Here is a 16,223-nt window from a genome sequence, read left to right as displayed (position 1 = left end):
ATGAAAACTCTTTGCGGCAAAAAAGAGATTTCTGCTTTGGCTGGCAGGATTGCTTCCCAACTAAAAGGGGGAGAGGTTTTTTTGCTTGAAGGCGAATTAGGTTCAGGAAAGACTTTTTTTGTACAACAAATAGGGAAGTTTTTAGGAGCCAAAGCAGTTAAAAGTCCTTCTTTTGTGGTCTTGGAAGTGCATTCTACCCAGAAGGATTTTAAGATCGCTCACTTTGATTTTTATCGTTTTTCTGTAGGGGAAGTTTCCTGTTTTGAGTGGCCTGATTATTTGTTTCATCCGGAATATGTAAGTTTTATTGAGTGGGGGGAAAAGATAGAGCCTTTTTTAAAAGGAAAAAAGTATTTTAAAATCAAGTTTAAAACTGCAACCAAAAGCAAGCGTTTGCTTTCTTTGTCTTCTAATCTTGGAAAATGGCTGAAAAATACTTAATAATTTCTACTTCTGATCCAGATAATAATTTTTTAGGTATTTGGGAAAAGCGCTGGCTTAAGCGCAAAAAATTTAAGGCTTCTCAATCAGAAAGGTTTTTTGAAGTCTGGAAAGAGTTTATTTCCAACAAGGATATTCTTCAGTTGTCAGGAGTAGTGGTTCATCAGGGAGCAGGGAGTTTTTCTGGTTTGCGGCTTTCTTCTGTAGTAGCCAATGCTCTTAAAATTGTTTTTCCTGCTCTAAAACTAAATCAGATTATTGCTAAAGGAGTAGAAGATTTTGTTGAGTTAGCAGAAAGAGAAAAGTGGAAAAGAGTGGAAAATTTTATTCTTCCCAAATATCCTTCTCCTCCTAAAATCGGTTAGTTCTTTTTTTGTTTTTCATCTTTGCTATAATAAAATCTATGCCTTCAAGTCAGAAAAAAGAGGTTTTTCTCAAAGAAAAAGAAATGAAAAAACAAGACACAAAAATTAGGCGTAAATTAGCCCGCCGCCAAAAGATATTTCGTTTTTCTTTGGTTTTTATAGGTGTGGTAATAGCAGTTTGTGCAGGGATGATTGTTTATTCTTTTAAGGACATTTTTCACAAAAACCAAGGATGGCAGGCGCCGTTTTTCCGTTTTTTACAACAAGTTGAGCCTGCTCACTTACGGGGTGAAGGTGACGGGCGGATTAATTTTTTGATTTTAGGTTATGCTGGCGGCAATCACCCGGGCACCTACCTCACTGATACAGTTATTGTCGCCAGCATTGATCCTTACAACAAAAAATGTGCTTTGCTCTCAATCCCCAGAGATCTGTATGTGCCTTTGCCTACAGGAGGATATAGTAAGATTAATGCCGCTTATTCTCTTGGCAAAAGCAATGAGAAGGATGGATTGAGTGGAGAAGAGCTGGTCAAAAAAACAGTTAACTTTATTCTGGATCTGCCTATTCATTACTATTTGAATATAAATTTTGAAGGTTTTCGTCAGGCAATTGATTTAGTTGGTGGTGTGGATGTGTATGTGGAAAAAGATATTTATGATCCTTATTTTCCTGATGGGAAAGGGGGAAATATGGTTTACCAAGTTAAAAAAGGCTGGCATCATTTTAATGGCGAGGAGGCTTTGCAGTATGCTCGTTCTCGTTATACAACTTCGGATTTTGACCGGGCTCGCCGCCAGCAAAAGATTATTTTAGCTTTAAAAGACAAAATGACTTCCTTGGGTTTGTGGAGTAACCCCGCTAAAGTAGCGCAATTGCTTAATAGTCTTGCCAGTAATGTTCATACTGATCTTACAGCTGAGGAAATAGTGAAAACTTTTGAATTAATAAAAGATCTTGGTGAAGATGAAATTGCTACCAAGGTTTTAGATTCTTCACCTCAAGGTTTGCTTTATGCTGACAGGGTTAATGGTGCTTATGTTTTAAAGCCCAGAGATCCAAGTTGGGAGGGGATTAGAGCCTTAGCCCACTCTATTTTTATTGAACCGTTTTTGGAAAAAGAGCAGGCAGAGATTGTTATTGAAAATGGAGCCGGAGTTAATGGTTTAGCTTTTAAAGTAGCTAATTTCTTAAAAGCCAGAGGTTATAAGGTTTTGTCTTATCGGACAGCTAAAAGTTTAACGGCTACAACTAAGATTCTTGATTGTTCTTCAGGGGAAAAACCTTACTCTTTAGAATTGTTAAAAAAGAGATTTCTTCAGGCAAAGATTATTGCTTGTTCTGCTGGTATGGACAAAGAAGCGGATTTTGTGATAACTTTAGGACAAGATTTTGACGACTCCGCTTTCTTCAATGCTCAGATTTAACTTTATTCTTAAACGATGGCACAAAGCAGCAGTAGTTAGTTTTTTGTTTTTTGTTTTGGGGTTAATAGCTCTTTATTCACAGACAGAGCTGTTAAAAATTATTTTTGTAGTAGTATTGGTTTTATTTGTTATTGCCTCCTTTTTTTGGTTGGAAAAGAAAGAAAATTATCGGAGGAGAATAGCTAAATATTCCTTACCTTTTAGCTTAGTTGTGCTTACTAGTGGCTATGCAATGATTTTTCCGCTTTCTTTTTGGTCTGTGGGTGTTATTTTATTTTCTGCGATTGGATTTTATTTTTTTGCTTCTCGGCTTAAAATTCCTTTGCCTTTCCATGTAAGAGAGGCGGTTACTTATTACTGGCTTGATATGGTTATTTATTGGGTTGCTTTTCTCTCTTTCTTAGTCCTTTACTACTTTTTCTTTTATCTTCTTAATTTTTCTGAAAATTGGCGTTATTTTGCTTTTTCTATTTCGCTTTTGGTTTTTAGCTTTTATTTAGTTATTTTTAGTTTGTGGGCCCGCAATCGTCATTATCAGGAGATAATTTTTTATGGCTTTGTTTTTGACTTAGTTTTGGCTGAATTTTTACTACTTTGGGGTTTTTATAAAATGTCTCCTATAGGCGGTAGTCTTTTGTTTGTTTTGCTACTTTACTTTTTTCTGGAGAACCTCAATATCTTTTTCCGCTATCAATTTATTCGCCAAAAAGATATTATTCGCTTAACAACTTTAATTTTATTGTTGGGGGGAATAGTTTTTCTGTTTTTTAGACCCTTTACATTAACTGGTTTCTAAACTAATTTATAAATAATGGAAGAAAAATCCGCTTTGCCAAAGAAGGAAAGCAGTTCGTCTTTATTAGCAGAACCCAAAGTCAAGATACAGCTTTCTAAAAAAGGTTTTTTTACAATTTTAATAGCCCTGACTACTTTATGGAGTCTCTTTTTAATTTATCTGGTTGTTGTTGGCATAGGTTTATATGCTTTAAATTGGCGCTCTATCTGGGTTAAAAAAACAACAGCTGTTATTCCTTATCCTGCAGCTTGGGTCAATGTAGAACCAATTACCTTTTCAAAGCTTTTTCAGCAAAAAACACATATTGTTCAATTTTTCCGTCAAACAGGCAGTCAGCTTCCTGATGATAAAGATTTGGAACAGAGAACTCTGGATCTTTTGATTAGGGAAAAGGTGGTTGAGAAATTGGCAGTAGTTTATAATCTTCGGGTTGGGCAAGAAGAATTGGATAAAGCATTGAATCAACTTTACGAAGAAAATGGAGGACAAAAAAGTTTTGAAGAAATTCTGTGGCAGTTTTATGGTTTTACGCCGACTGAAATAAAAAATTTAGTGCGGTTTTCCCTAAAACAGGAAAAGCTTATTAATTACTACGAGGATAACTTGCGAAAAAAAGTTCATTTAGCTCATATACTGCTTTCAGAAGAAAATAAAGCCAAAGAGATTGCTTCTCAGGCTAAAAAAGGTGCTGATTTTTCAGAACTAGCTAAAAAGAACTCTACTGATAAGGAGACAAAAACCAAAGGAGGAGATTTGGGTTATTTTGCTCCGGATGAACTAGTCAGAGTTATTGCCAAGGATAAGACTGCAGATAAAAAACAGCTCGAGGATTTTAAGAAAAAAGTTTGGTCTGCTAAAGAAAACTCTGTTTTAGTGTTCCATACTAATAGAGGATGGCAGGTGGTTAAGGTTTTGGATTTTCGCGGCACCGAAGACAGAGAGTTTGATGATTGGCTTCAAGATCAGATTGAGCAGTCTTTTGTCTTGCGATTTATTTAAATAACTAACTCTTATGAAGAATAACTTTCAGAGCCCTACTCTTGGTGAATTGACTTTCCCCAAGGTTTTAGGCGAGATATTTTCTTTTTTGTCTGAACATAAAAAAGATAGTTTTCGCTTAATTGTGGGTACTGACTCTAAGAACCAAAAAAACGGTAGAGTTGTTTTTGTTAGTATTTTGGCTGTTCATCGTATAGGCAAAGGTGGTAAATTTTATTGGCAAAAGCATTATTTAAGAAATATCCATACTTTACGTCATCGCATTTGGCAAGAGGTTAATTTTTCTCTTCTTTTAGCCCAAAAAGTGATTAATGCTCTAGGACAAAAACATCTTTTTGACTCTTCAATTTTAAAAAATTTAGAGATCCATGTTGATGTTGGCACTCACGGTGAAACTAAAGATATGATAAAAGAGCTGGTAGGTTATGTAACCCAAAATGGTTTCAAAGCCAAGATAAAACCGGAATCTTTTGGGGCTTCGATAGTTGCTGATAAATTTTGCCATTAATGAGCATAATGAAAAAATATCCTTTAGCTATTATTGGTGCTGGTATGGCGGGGTTGACCGCCTCTCTTTATGCTTCTCGTTATGGTCTTAGTTATGCTCTTATTGGTGCAGTGCCGGGTGGTAAAGGTTTAGATGCTATTTTGGTTGAAAACTATCCTGGCTTTGAACAGATTTCTGGGGCTGAATTGATGCAGAGAGTTAAAAAGCAGGTTCTTTCTTATCATCCTGATTTTTATCAGGAAAAGGTAAAAGAGATAAAGGAAGAAAAAAATGAATTTAAACTTATTCTTAGCTCTCAAAAGAAAATAAAAGCAGAGTTTTTGATTTTAGCTTTGGGGACCAAGCGGAGAAAGCTCAATGTTGAAGGAGAGAAAGAATTTTTAGGCAAAGGTGTTCATTTTTGCGCTGCCTGTGATGGTTATTTTTATAAGGACAAAAAAGTTTTAGTGGTTGGTGGAGGCAATGCTGGAGTTACTGCGGCCTTGATGTTGAGCGATATTGCCAAAAAAATCTATTTGCTTGAGGCAGCTGACAAACTGCGAGCTACTCCTATCTGGCAAAAAAGAATTAAGCAAAAAAGAAATGTAGATATAGTATTGGCAAACGCTGTTAAAGCTTTCAAAGGTGGAGAAAGGTTAGAGAAAGTTTCTTTAGTTCACCCATATTCTGGGTCAAAAGAACTTAAGGTTGATGGTGTTTTTGTGGAGATTGGCTCAATACCTAATAATAGGCTGGCTAAAAAATTAGGTTTAGATTTAGATCAAAGGGGTTATATTAAGGTGAAAGACAACCAACAAACTTCTCATCCTAAGATATATGCTGCTGGTGATATTACTACTGGCTCTAACTATTTCCAACAGCTTTTAATTAGCGCCAGTGAAGGGGCAATCGCTGTTGACTCTTTTTATCGAAGCTCTTTTGCTTCTTTTTGACTTTAAAACTGCTTTTTCTTATCATAAGGGAAGATGAAGATTACTTTTACTGAAAAACTTCAGATAGTTCTCCAGTTAGCGCTTCAATTTGTAGTTTTTTTGCTTTGGTATAGGGCTGTAGCCAATGAAGGGCTAGCGGTGTTTAACAATTTAGGTATTAGCGATGTTTGGTTTTTCCCTGTAGCTTTATTTTTGTTTTTGATTTTGAATTTGAGTTTGGCTTTTTTTATTTTTGGCAGAAACTATTTTTTAAGATTTTTTCTTTTGTTTTTTAACTTTATTATCTCTCTCTTAGAGATAGTTATTTTGAGCTATTATGTAATTGTAGCCTAATGAAAAAGAAAGGTTTTGAACGTTTTTTGGAGATTTTACCTGCCAGCTTGAGCTACTTAGTTTTATTTTTTCCTATTGTTCTTTCTTTGTTTTGTCCTGAGGGTGTGGCAATTTTTATTATTCTTTTTGATTTTTATTGGCTTAACCGTGCTCTTGTAATGGGTGTTTATTTATTATCCGCTTACTGGCACCTAAAGTATGAAGAAAGTATTAACTGGTCTGAAAGATTGCGTTATCTTAAAAACCCTCAGCAACTACTTTTGCGGTTAAAACAAAAAGCTAAAAACTCTTCACTTTTGGAAAGGCGGCGGATTAGTGAGGAGATTTTAGTCCTTAAGGATTTACTCAGGCATCCCCAAAGGGTTATTTCTCCTTCAGAAGTTTTTCACGCTGTAATTTATACAACTTATAAAGAACCTTTTGAAGTGCTTTACAAATCAATTTCTGCGGTCGCTGATTCTGATTTTCCTAATAAGAGAATTATTTTAGTTTTAGCTACTGAGGCTCGGTCTGGAAAAGAGGGGCAACAAATTGCCCGGCGTCTTAAAGCTGAGTTTAAGGATGTTTTTTATAAATTTTTAATAACTGTTCACCCTGATAATATTGTCGGAGAACTAAAAGCCAAAGGAGCTAATGCTACTTGGGCAGGCAAAAGACTAAAAGAGTTTATTGATAGACAGGGGATAGAGTATGAAAAAGTTGTTGTTTCTATTTTTGATGCTGATACCCGTCCAGCTCATTCATTTTTTTCTGCCCTGACTTATAAATACCTGCTTCATGCTGATAGAATCTATCATAGCTTCCAACCCATACCTTTATATAGCAATAATATTTGGCAGGTGCCGCCATTGGTGAGACTGGTGGCTTTTGGTTCCTCTTTTTGGCAGTTGATTGAATCAACACGTCCTTATCGTCTGATCAATTTCTCTTCGCAATCATTAAGTTTTAAAACTTTGGTAGATATTGATTTTTGGGACACAAAAATTGTTTCTGAAGACTCACGCACTTATTACCGCGTTTTTTTCCGTTATCAGGGGAGGCACAGTTGTATTCCTATATTTATACCTGTTTATATGGATGCTATTTATGCCCCTTCTATTTGGCAGACATTAAAGAATCAGTATTTGCAAAAGCGTCGTTGGGCTTGGGGAGTAGAGCATTTTCCTTATTTAGTGAAAAAGTGTTTAAAGCACAAAGAGATTAATTTTTGGTCTAAGTGGAGTTTGGTTTTTCGGCTTCTGGAAAGCCATGTTTCTTGGGCTTCAACTTCTTTGTTAATTGCTTTGGGTGGTTGGTGGCCGTTTCTGCTTAATCCTTATTTTCAAACTTCAGTTCTTTCTTATTACCTTCCTTTTTTGGCTCAAAGGCTGCTTGCCTTAACATGGATAGGTCTTATAATTTCAGGTTTTGTCTCTGTACTTCTCTTACCTCCTCGTCCTAAAAATTATGGTAAAATAAAAACGTTGGGAGTTTTTGTTAGCTGGGTATTTGTCCCGATTACCGCTATCTTTTTTGGCTCTTTCCCAGCTATTAGTGCCCAAACGCGGTTAATGTTGGGGAAATACCTAGGCTTTTGGGTAACTCCAAAGGAATTAGCTAAAAACTGATTATGGACAAAAAAACTTTTTCTCAATTTCTTAAATTTGCTGTTATCGGAGTCTTAAACACATTAGTGGATTGGGTTAGTTTTTTTCTTTTGCGTTTGATTCCTTTTTTTGCTGTTTTTGAAGTAGCAGCCAAGGGTTTATCTTTTTGGATTTCAGCGACTAATAGTTTTGTTTGGAATTCTTTATGGACTTTTAGAGAGGAGTTTACTAAAGGTATGGAAGAATCAAAGAGCAAAGCAGCCAAAGGCTCAGCTTATTACATAAAATTTATGTTGGTAAGTTGTGTTGGTTTTTTGCTTAATATGGGCGTTTTTAAAGCTTGTCGTCTTTATCTTTTTTCTGAAGATAGTTTTTGGATGCGTTTGTTTTCTTTAGCTTTAGCTTCTTTTGTGGTTATTGTTTGGAACTTTTCCGCTAATAAGTGGTGGACTTATAAAAATAAAAAGTAAAAAATGCAAGGGGCAAATTTCAAAAAAGCAATTACTTTTTTCTTGGTTTTTGTTTTGCTAGGTGCAATGTTTGTTTTTCTTTTACTTCAAGCACGTTGGGATTCGGGCACAACTGATGAGGTGGCGCATATACCTGCCGGTTATTCTTATGTGAAAAAATTAGATTATCGTCTCAATCCTGAACATCCTCCATTGGCTAAAGTTTTATCTGGTATACCTTTACTTTTTCAAAATCTTAAAGGCCCGTTTGGTGATTGGAGTTGGGGAGCTGCTAATCAGTGGGAAGCAGGTTGGAACTTTCTTTACGAACAGGGAAATGATGCTGACCAGATGCTTTTTTGGTCTCGTTTACCTATAGCGTTATTGACTGTGGTTTTGGGTTTAGTGCTTTTTTTCTGGGTTAAATCTTTATATGGAAGAAAGGTGGCGCTTTTAATTCTTTTTTTATACAGCTTTGCGCCTACGGTATTGGCTCACGGTCATTTGGTTACCACTGATATTGCCGCAACTTTAGGTTTCACTATTGCTGTTTGGGGTTGGGTTAATTTTCTAGAAAAGAAAAATTGGCAAAATTTAGTTTTGGCTGGCGTTCTTTTTGGTGTTGCCCAAACACTTAAGTTTTCCTGTTTTCTCCTTATTCCCATTCTTTTTCTCATTTTTTTGGTTAAGGTGTGTTTAGAAAGAAAGAAGCATCGGGCTTGGCCTAATTTTTTATTTTTATTTGGTCGTTATTTAGTAATGTTGCTAATAGGTTTTGTTGTTGTTTGGTTGATTTATCTTCCTTTTACTTGGAATATGCCTCCAGCAATAGAGCACCAAGTTATAGAGCAAAATCTCAAACCTGATGATGCCCGCACTTTGCCTATCAGAAATTTCCTTCATGTTTTTGAAAACTCTAAATTGACTCGTCCAGTGGGTCATTATTTATTGGGGCTTTTTTGTGTTTTTGGTCGTACTGCCGGAGGAAATGACACCTTTATTTTAGGTTATTTTTCCAATCACGGGGTTAAGTGGTATTTTCCAGTAGCTTGGCTTTTAAAAATTCCTTTACCTGTGACTATTCTTTTTCTTTTTGGCTTTTACTTTCTTCTTCGTTATAAACTAAGAAAAGAGAATTATTGGCGCTTGACTTATATTTTCATTCCCCTTTTGGCTTATTGGGCTGTTACTCTTAAAGGCTCTCTTAATATCGGTATACGCCATTTGCTTCCCACTTTTCCTTTTGTTTATCTTTTTATTGCTGATACAATTTACCCAATTATTAATGGAGATAAGAGATTTTTCTCGCAGGAGGCGCTTGTTTTGAGTAGGGTTTTAGTTGGTTTTCTTTTTGTTTGGTATGTTTTAAGCAGCTGGCTTTCTTTTCCTTATTATTTGGCTTACTTTAATGAAATCACTTTTGGCAAGGAAAAGCATGATTTTTTGGTTGATTCTAATCTTGACTGGGGGCAGGATTGTAAGCGTTTGGCTAAGTTTATCCAGGAACGCAACATAAAAAAGATAAAAATTGATTATTTTGGCGGCACTGTTCCTTCTTATTATATTCCTGAAGAAAAAATAATCTCTTGGCATTCAGATCAGGGTCCAGCTACTGGCTGGTTTGCTATTTCTGCTACTTATTTTCAGTTCTCGAAAATGTACGGAATAAAAGAGGGGAAGTGGGGCTATAATTGGTTGGAGGCTTTTGAGCCGGAAAAAATTATTGGCGGTTCAATTTTAGTTTTTAATATCTCTACTGAAGATTTAAAAAAGCATCCTCCCCGCCCTCTGGGGGAAATTAGGATTACTCCCCAACAAGCTGAGGCGGAGCGTCAAGGGTTGGTAAAGAGTTGGCAGGTTCATTGATTTTTGTTAAATTTAGAATACTATGCCAATCTATCTTTCTGTAGTTATTCCTGCTTACAATGAGGAAAAACGTTTGCCGCCTACTCTTGAAGAAGTGGTGGAGTATTTAAAAAAGCAAAATTTCAGCTGGGAGGTTTTAGTAGTTAATGATGGGTCTAGTGACAATACAGCCAAAATTGTGGCTGACTTTACCCAATCCCATCCAAATGTGAGGTTAATTGATAACAAAATAAATCAGGGCAAAGGGGCTGTAGTTAAACAGGGTATGTTAGAGGCTAAAGGCGAATGGCGTTTGTTTATGGACGCAGATAACTCTACTCCTATTTCTGAAGTAGAAGAATTTTGGCCTTTTATTAAAGATTACGAAGTAATTATTGGATCTCGTTATATCCAAGGAAGCAAAATTACAGAAAAACAGCCATTTATTCGGCGTTTTATTTCAAGAGCAGGCAATATCTTGATCCAGCTTTTGGTTTTGCCCGGTATTCAAGATACTCAATGCGGTTTTAAAATGTTTAGCCAGAAAGCAGCAGAGGTAGTTTTTCCTAAGCAACGTTTTATGCGCTGGAGTTTTGATATGGAAATATTAGCCATTGCTAAAAAAGCAGGCTTTAAAATCAAAGAAGTACCAGTTATTTGGCGTAATGCTTCTCAATCTAAACTTAAAGCTGCAAAAGCAGCTTTACGCACCCTAAAAGACCTACTGCTAATAAAGTGGAACCTTTTAACAGGTAAGTATCGTTAAACTATACCTTATCTAGTTCTCTACTTATTCTTCTTTTCTGGGTCGAGCCTCATTGACAACGACTTTTCTGCCCCCGAGCTCTTTTTCATTAAGCTCTTTGATAGCTTTTTTGGCTTCTTCCTCATTGGGCATCTCTACAAAGCCAAAACCGCGGCTTCTGCCGTTGCGAGTGATAATAACCGCTTCGGCTACTTCACCCATAGGTTCAAAGAACTTTTTCAGATCTTCTTCAGTTGCTTCCCAGGGCAGGTTGCCTACAAAAATTCGCATAACTCTTTTCCTAAAAATAAAAAATTAGTTTTCATCCCCTCGGACCCGAGAGATAAAATAACTATAGAACAAAAGAAAAAAAATAGCAAATTAAAGCAGAGATCTAATTAGAATCTCCTTTTCATTTTTGTAAACTAGTGATATTGAATTAAGGAAAAAATTGTTTGTTGCTAAATTTAAAATACTGGTTGGTTTACTAAAGGAATAAAAATCTAAAGAAGGGGTGTAGTAGAGTTCGTTGTTAATAGTCATAAAAAGAATGTAGTAGGAATCTATCTTCAAACAGCCTATGTCATCAACTTTTAGATTAAGTTTCACAGTTTCTTTAAAATTAGACCACTTTTTTCCATCCAGAGAAAAGGTTTGCTGAATTATTTTTTGGTCTTTTGATAAAGACAAGAGGCGCAAAGTATTTTTATCCTCAAAAAGAGAAAGGCGGCTTAAATCTGTATCGCTTTTTGGCAAATTGAAGAGCTCCCAATTGCTGCCTTTAGCAGAATAAAGATATTGGGCAGAAGTTTTTTGGTTTTGTTCTGTAATAAAGAAGAGATAAAAACCTTTTTTTGTCTTTTGCCCCTCTATATCAGCAATATGTTTGTATTTATCTGACCAGATTATTTCGGCTTTAGACCAATTTTTTAGGTCTAAAGAGCGAAGGTATATTATTTCATTAAAACGTAGGGAACTTTTTCCCCTAGCCAGGAAAAGAAGATAGTCATTAGTCCTTTGAATTAAAACAGGATGGTCATAGTGGTAATTGCTATCAAGGCTGTAGATAGTTTGTTCCTGAGAAAATTTTATTTCCGGGGCGTTTTCATTTATGGCACTTAAAGGAGTAGGAAAGAGATTGGTTCTTGAAAGAGAAGAGGCAGGAGTTGGTTGAATATCTGCTTTTGGCTTTTCTTTTTTAAACTGGTAGATTAAAAGAGCACCATCAATTAAAAGTAATAAGCCAATAAAAAGCCAAAACAAAACACGTCGTTTGTTCATTTTTCTTATTTTAACAATAAAAAATATAGAGTTGCAAAAAAACAGTGCTGTCGATATAATCTTAAGAAGTAGTTTTTAGTTTTTCTGGTGGCCGTAGCTTAATGGTAGAGCACCAGGTTGTGGCCCTGGAGGTTGCGGGTTCAAGTCCCGCCGGTCACCCCATAAAATAAACAAAAGTAAAAGTTTTCAAAATAAAGAATATTTTTAGGTCTCAGATGGTGTTAAGTTAAGTGGGTGCTTTTTGAGATTGTTGTATTTTTGATTTATTTATCTAAGACTGTATTCTAATGTTCTTAAGAATGTTAGAATATAATTTTTAGGTGATAGAAACTATAAATTGTAGCAAAGCCGGAGTTTTAAGGGATTGCTTTTCTAATTTCTGAGATTCTTTTTTTAGGGTTAGGAATATTGGCAAAAACTATTTTTGTTTCTAGCCCAGCTGGTTCAATAGTGATAGTGCCAAAGTTGAATATACGGCCCCAAAAACTGATTTCTGATTTAAGATTTTGGATATTATCTAAAGCAATGCCAATAGTTTTTTTAGCAATAATTCCGGTTTCTGTCTGTACTCTTTGCGAGGTTAAAATGTATTTAGTGTTTAGCCAGTAAAGAAAAACAAGAAAAGACACAAATAAAAAAACACCTATTATAAAAACAAACAAAACCCAACCGGGAAGCAAATTTTCAGTGTAGAGCCATATCTGGGAGATCCAGAGCAAAAACAAAGTTATACCTCCAGCAATAAGAATTAAAATAATAAGAAGAAGGGCGAATAAAGGATGAGGTTTGGCAGAGAAGATAATCTTTTCTCCTTCCAAAAAAGGCAGAGGAGAAGTGTTGGTGCTAAAGACTCTTTGCGGCATTTGTTTTATTTTGTCATATAACTATTTAAAGGCAAAGTTTTTAGTTGGGGAAAGTTTTTTCTTTCTTGACCCTGCGCCTCTATTTAGTTATCTTAAGGTTAATGGCTGTTTTAGCCAAAAAAACCGATAAATTAGCTTTAAAGCCGTATTCTTTTTACACCTTAAAATGTCCCCACTGCGGCAAGCTTAATCCTGAAGATGCTATTAATTGTTGGAATTGTGGTTATTCTTTTATGGCTAAGAAGGAGAAGAGGTCTTCTTCTCCACATTCTTACCTCTGGATCTGGTTTGTTTTGGGTTTTTTGTTGATTGGGTGGCTGGTGGTAGTGTTTTGGGTTAAATCAATAGTTTTGTAAATTCAAAATGCGCGCGTAGCTCAGTGGTAGAGCGCACCCCTGATAAGGGTGAGGTCGGAGGTTCGAACCCTCCCGCGCGCAGATTTCAATTTAAAAGAAAAAGAGGATCTATAATATTAGTTCTTTTAGAACAGTCTTATATAAATAGACGCTCCTTGAAAAGGAGGGGTATCGTTGAAGTTCTCACGGACCGCGGTGTTAGTAGTTTTTTTGTTCTTGCTTTTGCCTTGTTGGGGCAAGATGACAAAAGATATAATAAACAAGCCGGAGGTAGACTCTTTCTCCACTGAAAATCCCATAGATCTACCTGTTCCTCATTTTTTGGAATATGGAGCTGACATAGGAGTGTACAGCGGGGCTATGACTTGTGGCCCTTGTTCACTGGAGATGTGTGCTGCTTATCTTCAGCAGCGTGATCCTTGTTTTGACTATGTAAAAAGATTCAATGCTTTGCTTGAGCCTGAAAGGGCTAATGACGATTACTTTTTGCGGCACGGAAGGAATACGAGCTGTGGCGAAGTGGCGCGTATTGCTTCCCAGCTTTATGGATTTGAAGGTATAGAGGTGGTTGGCTATTCATGGGAAAGAGTTTTGCAGGAGCTAGAAAAGTCTGCTCCTGTGATTGTTAGTTTGAGCTATGGAAAAATACCCCAGCGGTATGATAAGGGCTATACTGGCGGACACTTCTTAGTTGTCTGCGGTATTGAGGGGGATGAGGTAATTTGTCAGGATCCTGATTATCCCCAAGATAAAGTGCGTTATCCTCTTGTTGACATCAACAGGGCCGCTAAAGGCTGGTCAATGGTTATTGGCTTTGAGCCCTTGCAGGTAGTTGAACAAAAAAGGCAGGGGGGACGTTGGCAGATAGTGTTTAATTTTAACTTGCAATGTGCAAATCCAGAGGCAGAAATCGAGGGTAAAACTCTGTTTTTACCCTTATCTGATCAGCAGCAAAAATTGAATCTTGAAGTGGAGTCTGCTGATAGTCGTATCTGGACAGGAGAGGTTGTTTTGCCTCGTTCTCTTTATGAAGTAGAGATGCAAAAACCTCTCTTGGATTTGGAGAATAGTTATTTTTGTGGTGAAAGACCTGGTTTGCCCCTTTTGGCTGAAACCATAGGGATTCAGTTGTGGGTTTTGGATCAGGTGGGTAATCACCTGCTAGTTATCCAGCGGATTTATGTTTTTAATATTGGCCTAGTTGAGGAGGGAGGCATAGGAAAGAGAGATTGTTGGGAGAGCGTGAGTGTCAGAGATGTAATTTTAGAAGAGCAAGATAACCCGAGATACAGAGGGTTTGGTTTTGGAGATGGCATAGTTACTGTATATAAGGTATTGGATAATTATCCTGAAGGGACTAGAGAGGTAGGTGTGGAGTATTATCTAGAAAAGAATCCTTTCTATGGCATTATTGAAGGTAAGGTTATTTTCAGAGATAAAGAGACAGGAAGGGGGTTGCGGTTAGTAAGAGTCAGAGAGAGATCCACAGTTCCTCCTTGGCCAGAGGTCGTGACCCCTGAGGATGTAGAAGAAGTGAGGCGGCAAGCTTTTTGATTGTTCTCAAGGCTCGGGTTTTTCTCAAGCCTTTTGTGTCTTGTGTTTAAAGGTTAATGTTGCCAAAATAGTACAAGGTAAAAGTTTGGTTTTTGGAGGGGTGTCCCGAGTGCCTGACTGCCGTCAGGCAGGCTTGTCCCGCCAAAGGCGGTGTCTTGTCCCGCCAACGGCGGGAGTAAGGTGAGCTTTTAGACTCTGCCGTATTTAACTCCTCTAGGTCAATTTCCTGCTCTTTAACTAGATTAACAGCTTAATGGAGGGGTGTGCTGAATGGTAAGGCACCGCTCTCGAAAAGCGGCTCCCCTTTAGGGGATTGTGGGTTCGACTCCCACCCCCTCCGCCAGGTGTTTTTTGAGGGAGATAAAAAATAGTATGCTAACCAATATTCTTTTTAAATATCTTTTATCTTTATATAATGGAAGATGATAGACAATAAATTAGGGAGGAAGATTGAAAAGTTAAGAACTGGTCTTGGTTTATCTCAAGACGAGCTTGCCCGTAAAGCTGATGTACCTTACACGACTTTAACCAAGATTGAGACAGGTGTTATTAAAAAACCTTCGGTATATGTAGTGGCGAAGATTGCAAAGGCGTTGAATATTTCAATCGAGGAATTAATAAAGTAAATATGGACAAAAAATATTTAAACAAGATAATCAAAGGCGATTGCATAGAAGTTTTTAAAAAACTTCCTGCTAACTCTGTTGATTTAATATTTGCCGACCCTCCGTATAACCTCCAGTTACAAGGAGAACTTTACCGCCCAAACCAAACAAAAGTTGACGCTGTAAATGATAAGTGGGACCAGTTTGCTTCTTTTGAAGAATACGACAAATTTACTCACGATTGGCTTAAAGAATGTAAAAGAGTTTTAAAGAAAAATGGCACGATATGGGTTATAGGTAGTTATCATAATATTTTCCGGGTTGGTAAAATTATGCAAGATTTAGGGTTTTGGATATTAAATGATATCGTTTGGATTAAGACTAATCCAATGCCGAATTTTAGAGGCACGCGTTTTAATAATGCTCAAGAAACATTGATTTGGGCTAGCAAAGATCAAAAATCTAAATTTACTTTTCATTACAAATCAATGAAAGCTTTTAATGACGATAAGCAAATGCGTAGCGATTGGTATATTCCTATTTGCAATGGTGGCGAAAGGATAAAGATAAATGGTGAAAAAGCCCATTCTACACAAAAGCCAGAAGCTTTGCTTTTTAGAATTATTTTATCAACTTCAAATGTTGGTGATGTGGTTTTAGATCCTTTTATGGGAAGCGGGACAACTGGGGCTGTCGCAAAAAAACTAAAACGGAATTTTATTGGTATAGAAAAAGAAGATTTTTATATCAAGATTGCCAATGAAAGAATCAAAAAGGTTAAACCGCTTGGTGATGAATTATTAACATATCCAATTGAGGAAAAGAAACCCAAAGTTCCTTTTGGCAATTTAATTGAAGCAGGATATATAAAGATTGGCGATTATTTATATTCAAAAGACAAAAAACATAAAGCAAAAGTTTTGGCAGATGCAACTTTAAAATGGAATGATAAAGTGGGTTCAATCCATAAAATAAGTGCAGAGATTCTTGGTAAGGTTTCAAATAATGGTTGGACTTATTGGTATGCAAAAGATAAGAAAGCCGATTTGGTGCTTATTGATGAAATAAGAAATAATTATATTAAAAAATATTTATCATAATTATATTAGTGTATGAGCAAACAACCAAAACCAGATTC

General features: G+C 36.4%; 19 protein-coding genes and 3 tRNA genes. 19 read left to right on the top strand and 3 right to left on the bottom strand.

Features of this window, described 5'->3' with window-relative positions; genetic code table 11:
• From tsaE to J7K05_01510, 12 genes are read left to right on the top strand one after another with little or no spacing between them, the layout of a single operon-like run.
• Nucleotides 1-441, top strand: a complete 441-nt coding sequence (gene tsaE / locus J7K05_01565; protein MCD6194873.1) for a tRNA (adenosine(37)-N6)-threonylcarbamoyltransferase complex ATPase subunit type 1 TsaE — start codon at nt 1-3, stop codon at nt 439-441.
• Entirely contained in the window at nt 423-806 is a 384-nt protein-coding gene (locus tag J7K05_01560) for a hypothetical protein (protein MCD6194872.1), read from the top strand. Before tsaE ends, J7K05_01560 begins: the two co-directional genes overlap by 19 nt.
• Before the next feature lie 38 nt (nt 807-844).
• On the top strand, nt 845-2,233 hold the full coding sequence (locus J7K05_01555) for an LCP family protein (GenBank protein MCD6194871.1): 1,389 nt from the start codon (nt 845-847) through the stop codon (nt 2,231-2,233).
• On the top strand, nt 2,220-3,029 hold the full coding sequence (locus J7K05_01550; protein ID MCD6194870.1) for a hypothetical protein: 810 nt from the start codon (nt 2,220-2,222) through the stop codon (nt 3,027-3,029). The genes J7K05_01555 and J7K05_01550 overlap by 14 nt, the downstream gene beginning before the upstream one ends.
• Before the next feature lie 15 nt (nt 3,030-3,044).
• A complete protein-coding gene (locus J7K05_01545; protein MCD6194869.1) occupies nt 3,045-4,028 on the top strand; it encodes a peptidylprolyl isomerase in 984 nt (327 codons plus the stop codon).
• A gap of 13 nt (nt 4,029-4,041) precedes the next feature.
• Entirely contained in the window at nt 4,042-4,536 is a 495-nt protein-coding gene (locus J7K05_01540) for a ribonuclease H-like YkuK family protein (GenBank protein MCD6194868.1), read from the top strand.
• Entirely contained in the window at nt 4,536-5,468 is a 933-nt protein-coding gene (locus J7K05_01535) for an FAD-dependent oxidoreductase (protein MCD6194867.1), read from the top strand. The genes J7K05_01540 and J7K05_01535 overlap by 1 nt, the downstream gene beginning before the upstream one ends.
• Nucleotides 5,469-5,501: 33 nt before the next feature.
• A complete protein-coding gene (locus tag J7K05_01530) occupies nt 5,502-5,801 on the top strand; it encodes a hypothetical protein (protein ID MCD6194866.1) in 300 nt (99 codons plus the stop codon).
• A complete protein-coding gene (locus tag J7K05_01525; protein ID MCD6194865.1) occupies nt 5,801-7,408 on the top strand; it encodes a glycosyltransferase family 2 protein in 1,608 nt (535 codons plus the stop codon). Before J7K05_01530 ends, J7K05_01525 begins: the two co-directional genes overlap by 1 nt.
• Before the next feature lie 2 nt (nt 7,409-7,410).
• Nucleotides 7,411-7,857 carry a GtrA family protein gene (locus J7K05_01520; protein ID MCD6194864.1) on the top strand — a complete coding sequence of 149 codons (447 nt, stop codon included), beginning with the start codon at nt 7,411-7,413 and terminating at the stop codon, nt 7,855-7,857.
• Between the two features lie 3 nt (nt 7,858-7,860).
• Complete coding sequence (locus J7K05_01515) at nt 7,861-9,702, top strand: glycosyltransferase family 39 protein (GenBank protein MCD6194863.1); 1,842 nt, start codon at nt 7,861-7,863, stop codon at nt 9,700-9,702.
• 28 nt (nt 9,703-9,730) lie between these two features.
• On the top strand, nt 9,731-10,447 hold the full coding sequence (locus tag J7K05_01510; protein MCD6194862.1) for a glycosyltransferase family 2 protein: 717 nt from the start codon (nt 9,731-9,733) through the stop codon (nt 10,445-10,447).
• A 24-nt stretch (nt 10,448-10,471) separates the two neighbouring features.
• Here J7K05_01510 and J7K05_01505 read toward each other — a convergent pair whose 3' ends face one another.
• The gene (locus J7K05_01505) at nt 10,472-10,717 is read right to left on the bottom strand and encodes an RNA-binding protein (protein ID MCD6194861.1); all 246 of its coding nucleotides are present in this window, start codon (nt 10,715-10,717) and stop codon (nt 10,472-10,474) included.
• 90 nt (nt 10,718-10,807) lie between these two features.
• Entirely contained in the window at nt 10,808-11,707 is a 900-nt protein-coding gene (locus J7K05_01500) for a hypothetical protein (protein MCD6194860.1), read from the bottom strand.
• An 87-nt stretch (nt 11,708-11,794) separates the two neighbouring features.
• Between J7K05_01500 and J7K05_01495 the strand changes: the two genes are divergently transcribed.
• Nucleotides 11,795-11,869, top strand: a tRNA-His gene (locus J7K05_01495).
• A gap of 194 nt (nt 11,870-12,063) precedes the next feature.
• On the opposite strand, the gene J7K05_01490 is transcribed toward J7K05_01495, so the two are convergent.
• The gene (locus tag J7K05_01490; protein MCD6194859.1) at nt 12,064-12,570 is read right to left on the bottom strand and encodes a PH domain-containing protein; all 507 of its coding nucleotides are present in this window, start codon (nt 12,568-12,570) and stop codon (nt 12,064-12,066) included.
• 101 nt (nt 12,571-12,671) lie between these two features.
• On the opposite strand from J7K05_01490, the gene J7K05_01485 reads away from it, so the two are divergent.
• The 6 genes from J7K05_01485 to J7K05_01460 all read left to right on the top strand — a co-directional run bounded on the left by J7K05_01485 (nt 12,672) and on the right by J7K05_01460 (nt 16,185).
• Nucleotides 12,672-12,926: a hypothetical protein gene (locus J7K05_01485; GenBank protein ID MCD6194858.1), complete on the top strand. Its 255-nt coding sequence runs from the start codon at nt 12,672-12,674 to the stop codon at nt 12,924-12,926.
• A gap of 9 nt (nt 12,927-12,935) precedes the next feature.
• A tRNA-Ile gene (locus J7K05_01480) sits at nt 12,936-13,007 on the top strand.
• A 93-nt stretch (nt 13,008-13,100) separates the two neighbouring features.
• Entirely contained in the window at nt 13,101-14,480 is a 1,380-nt protein-coding gene (locus J7K05_01475; protein ID MCD6194857.1) for a C39 family peptidase, read from the top strand.
• A gap of 255 nt (nt 14,481-14,735) precedes the next feature.
• Nucleotides 14,736-14,823, top strand: a tRNA-Ser gene (locus J7K05_01470).
• Between the two features lie 79 nt (nt 14,824-14,902).
• Complete coding sequence (locus J7K05_01465; GenBank protein ID MCD6194856.1) at nt 14,903-15,106, top strand: helix-turn-helix transcriptional regulator; 204 nt, start codon at nt 14,903-14,905, stop codon at nt 15,104-15,106.
• 2 nt (nt 15,107-15,108) lie between these two features.
• Nucleotides 15,109-16,185: a site-specific DNA-methyltransferase gene (locus J7K05_01460; protein MCD6194855.1), complete on the top strand. Its 1,077-nt coding sequence runs from the start codon at nt 15,109-15,111 to the stop codon at nt 16,183-16,185.
• Nucleotides 16,186-16,223 lie beyond the last annotated feature (38 nt).

The sequence above is a fragment of the bacterium genome (genome assembly GCA_021157605.1).
In the GTDB taxonomy this organism is placed as follows: domain Bacteria; phylum Patescibacteriota; class UBA1384; order JAGGWG01; family JAGGWG01; genus JAGGWG01.
This window is presented reverse-complemented; position numbering and strand designations above follow the sequence as displayed.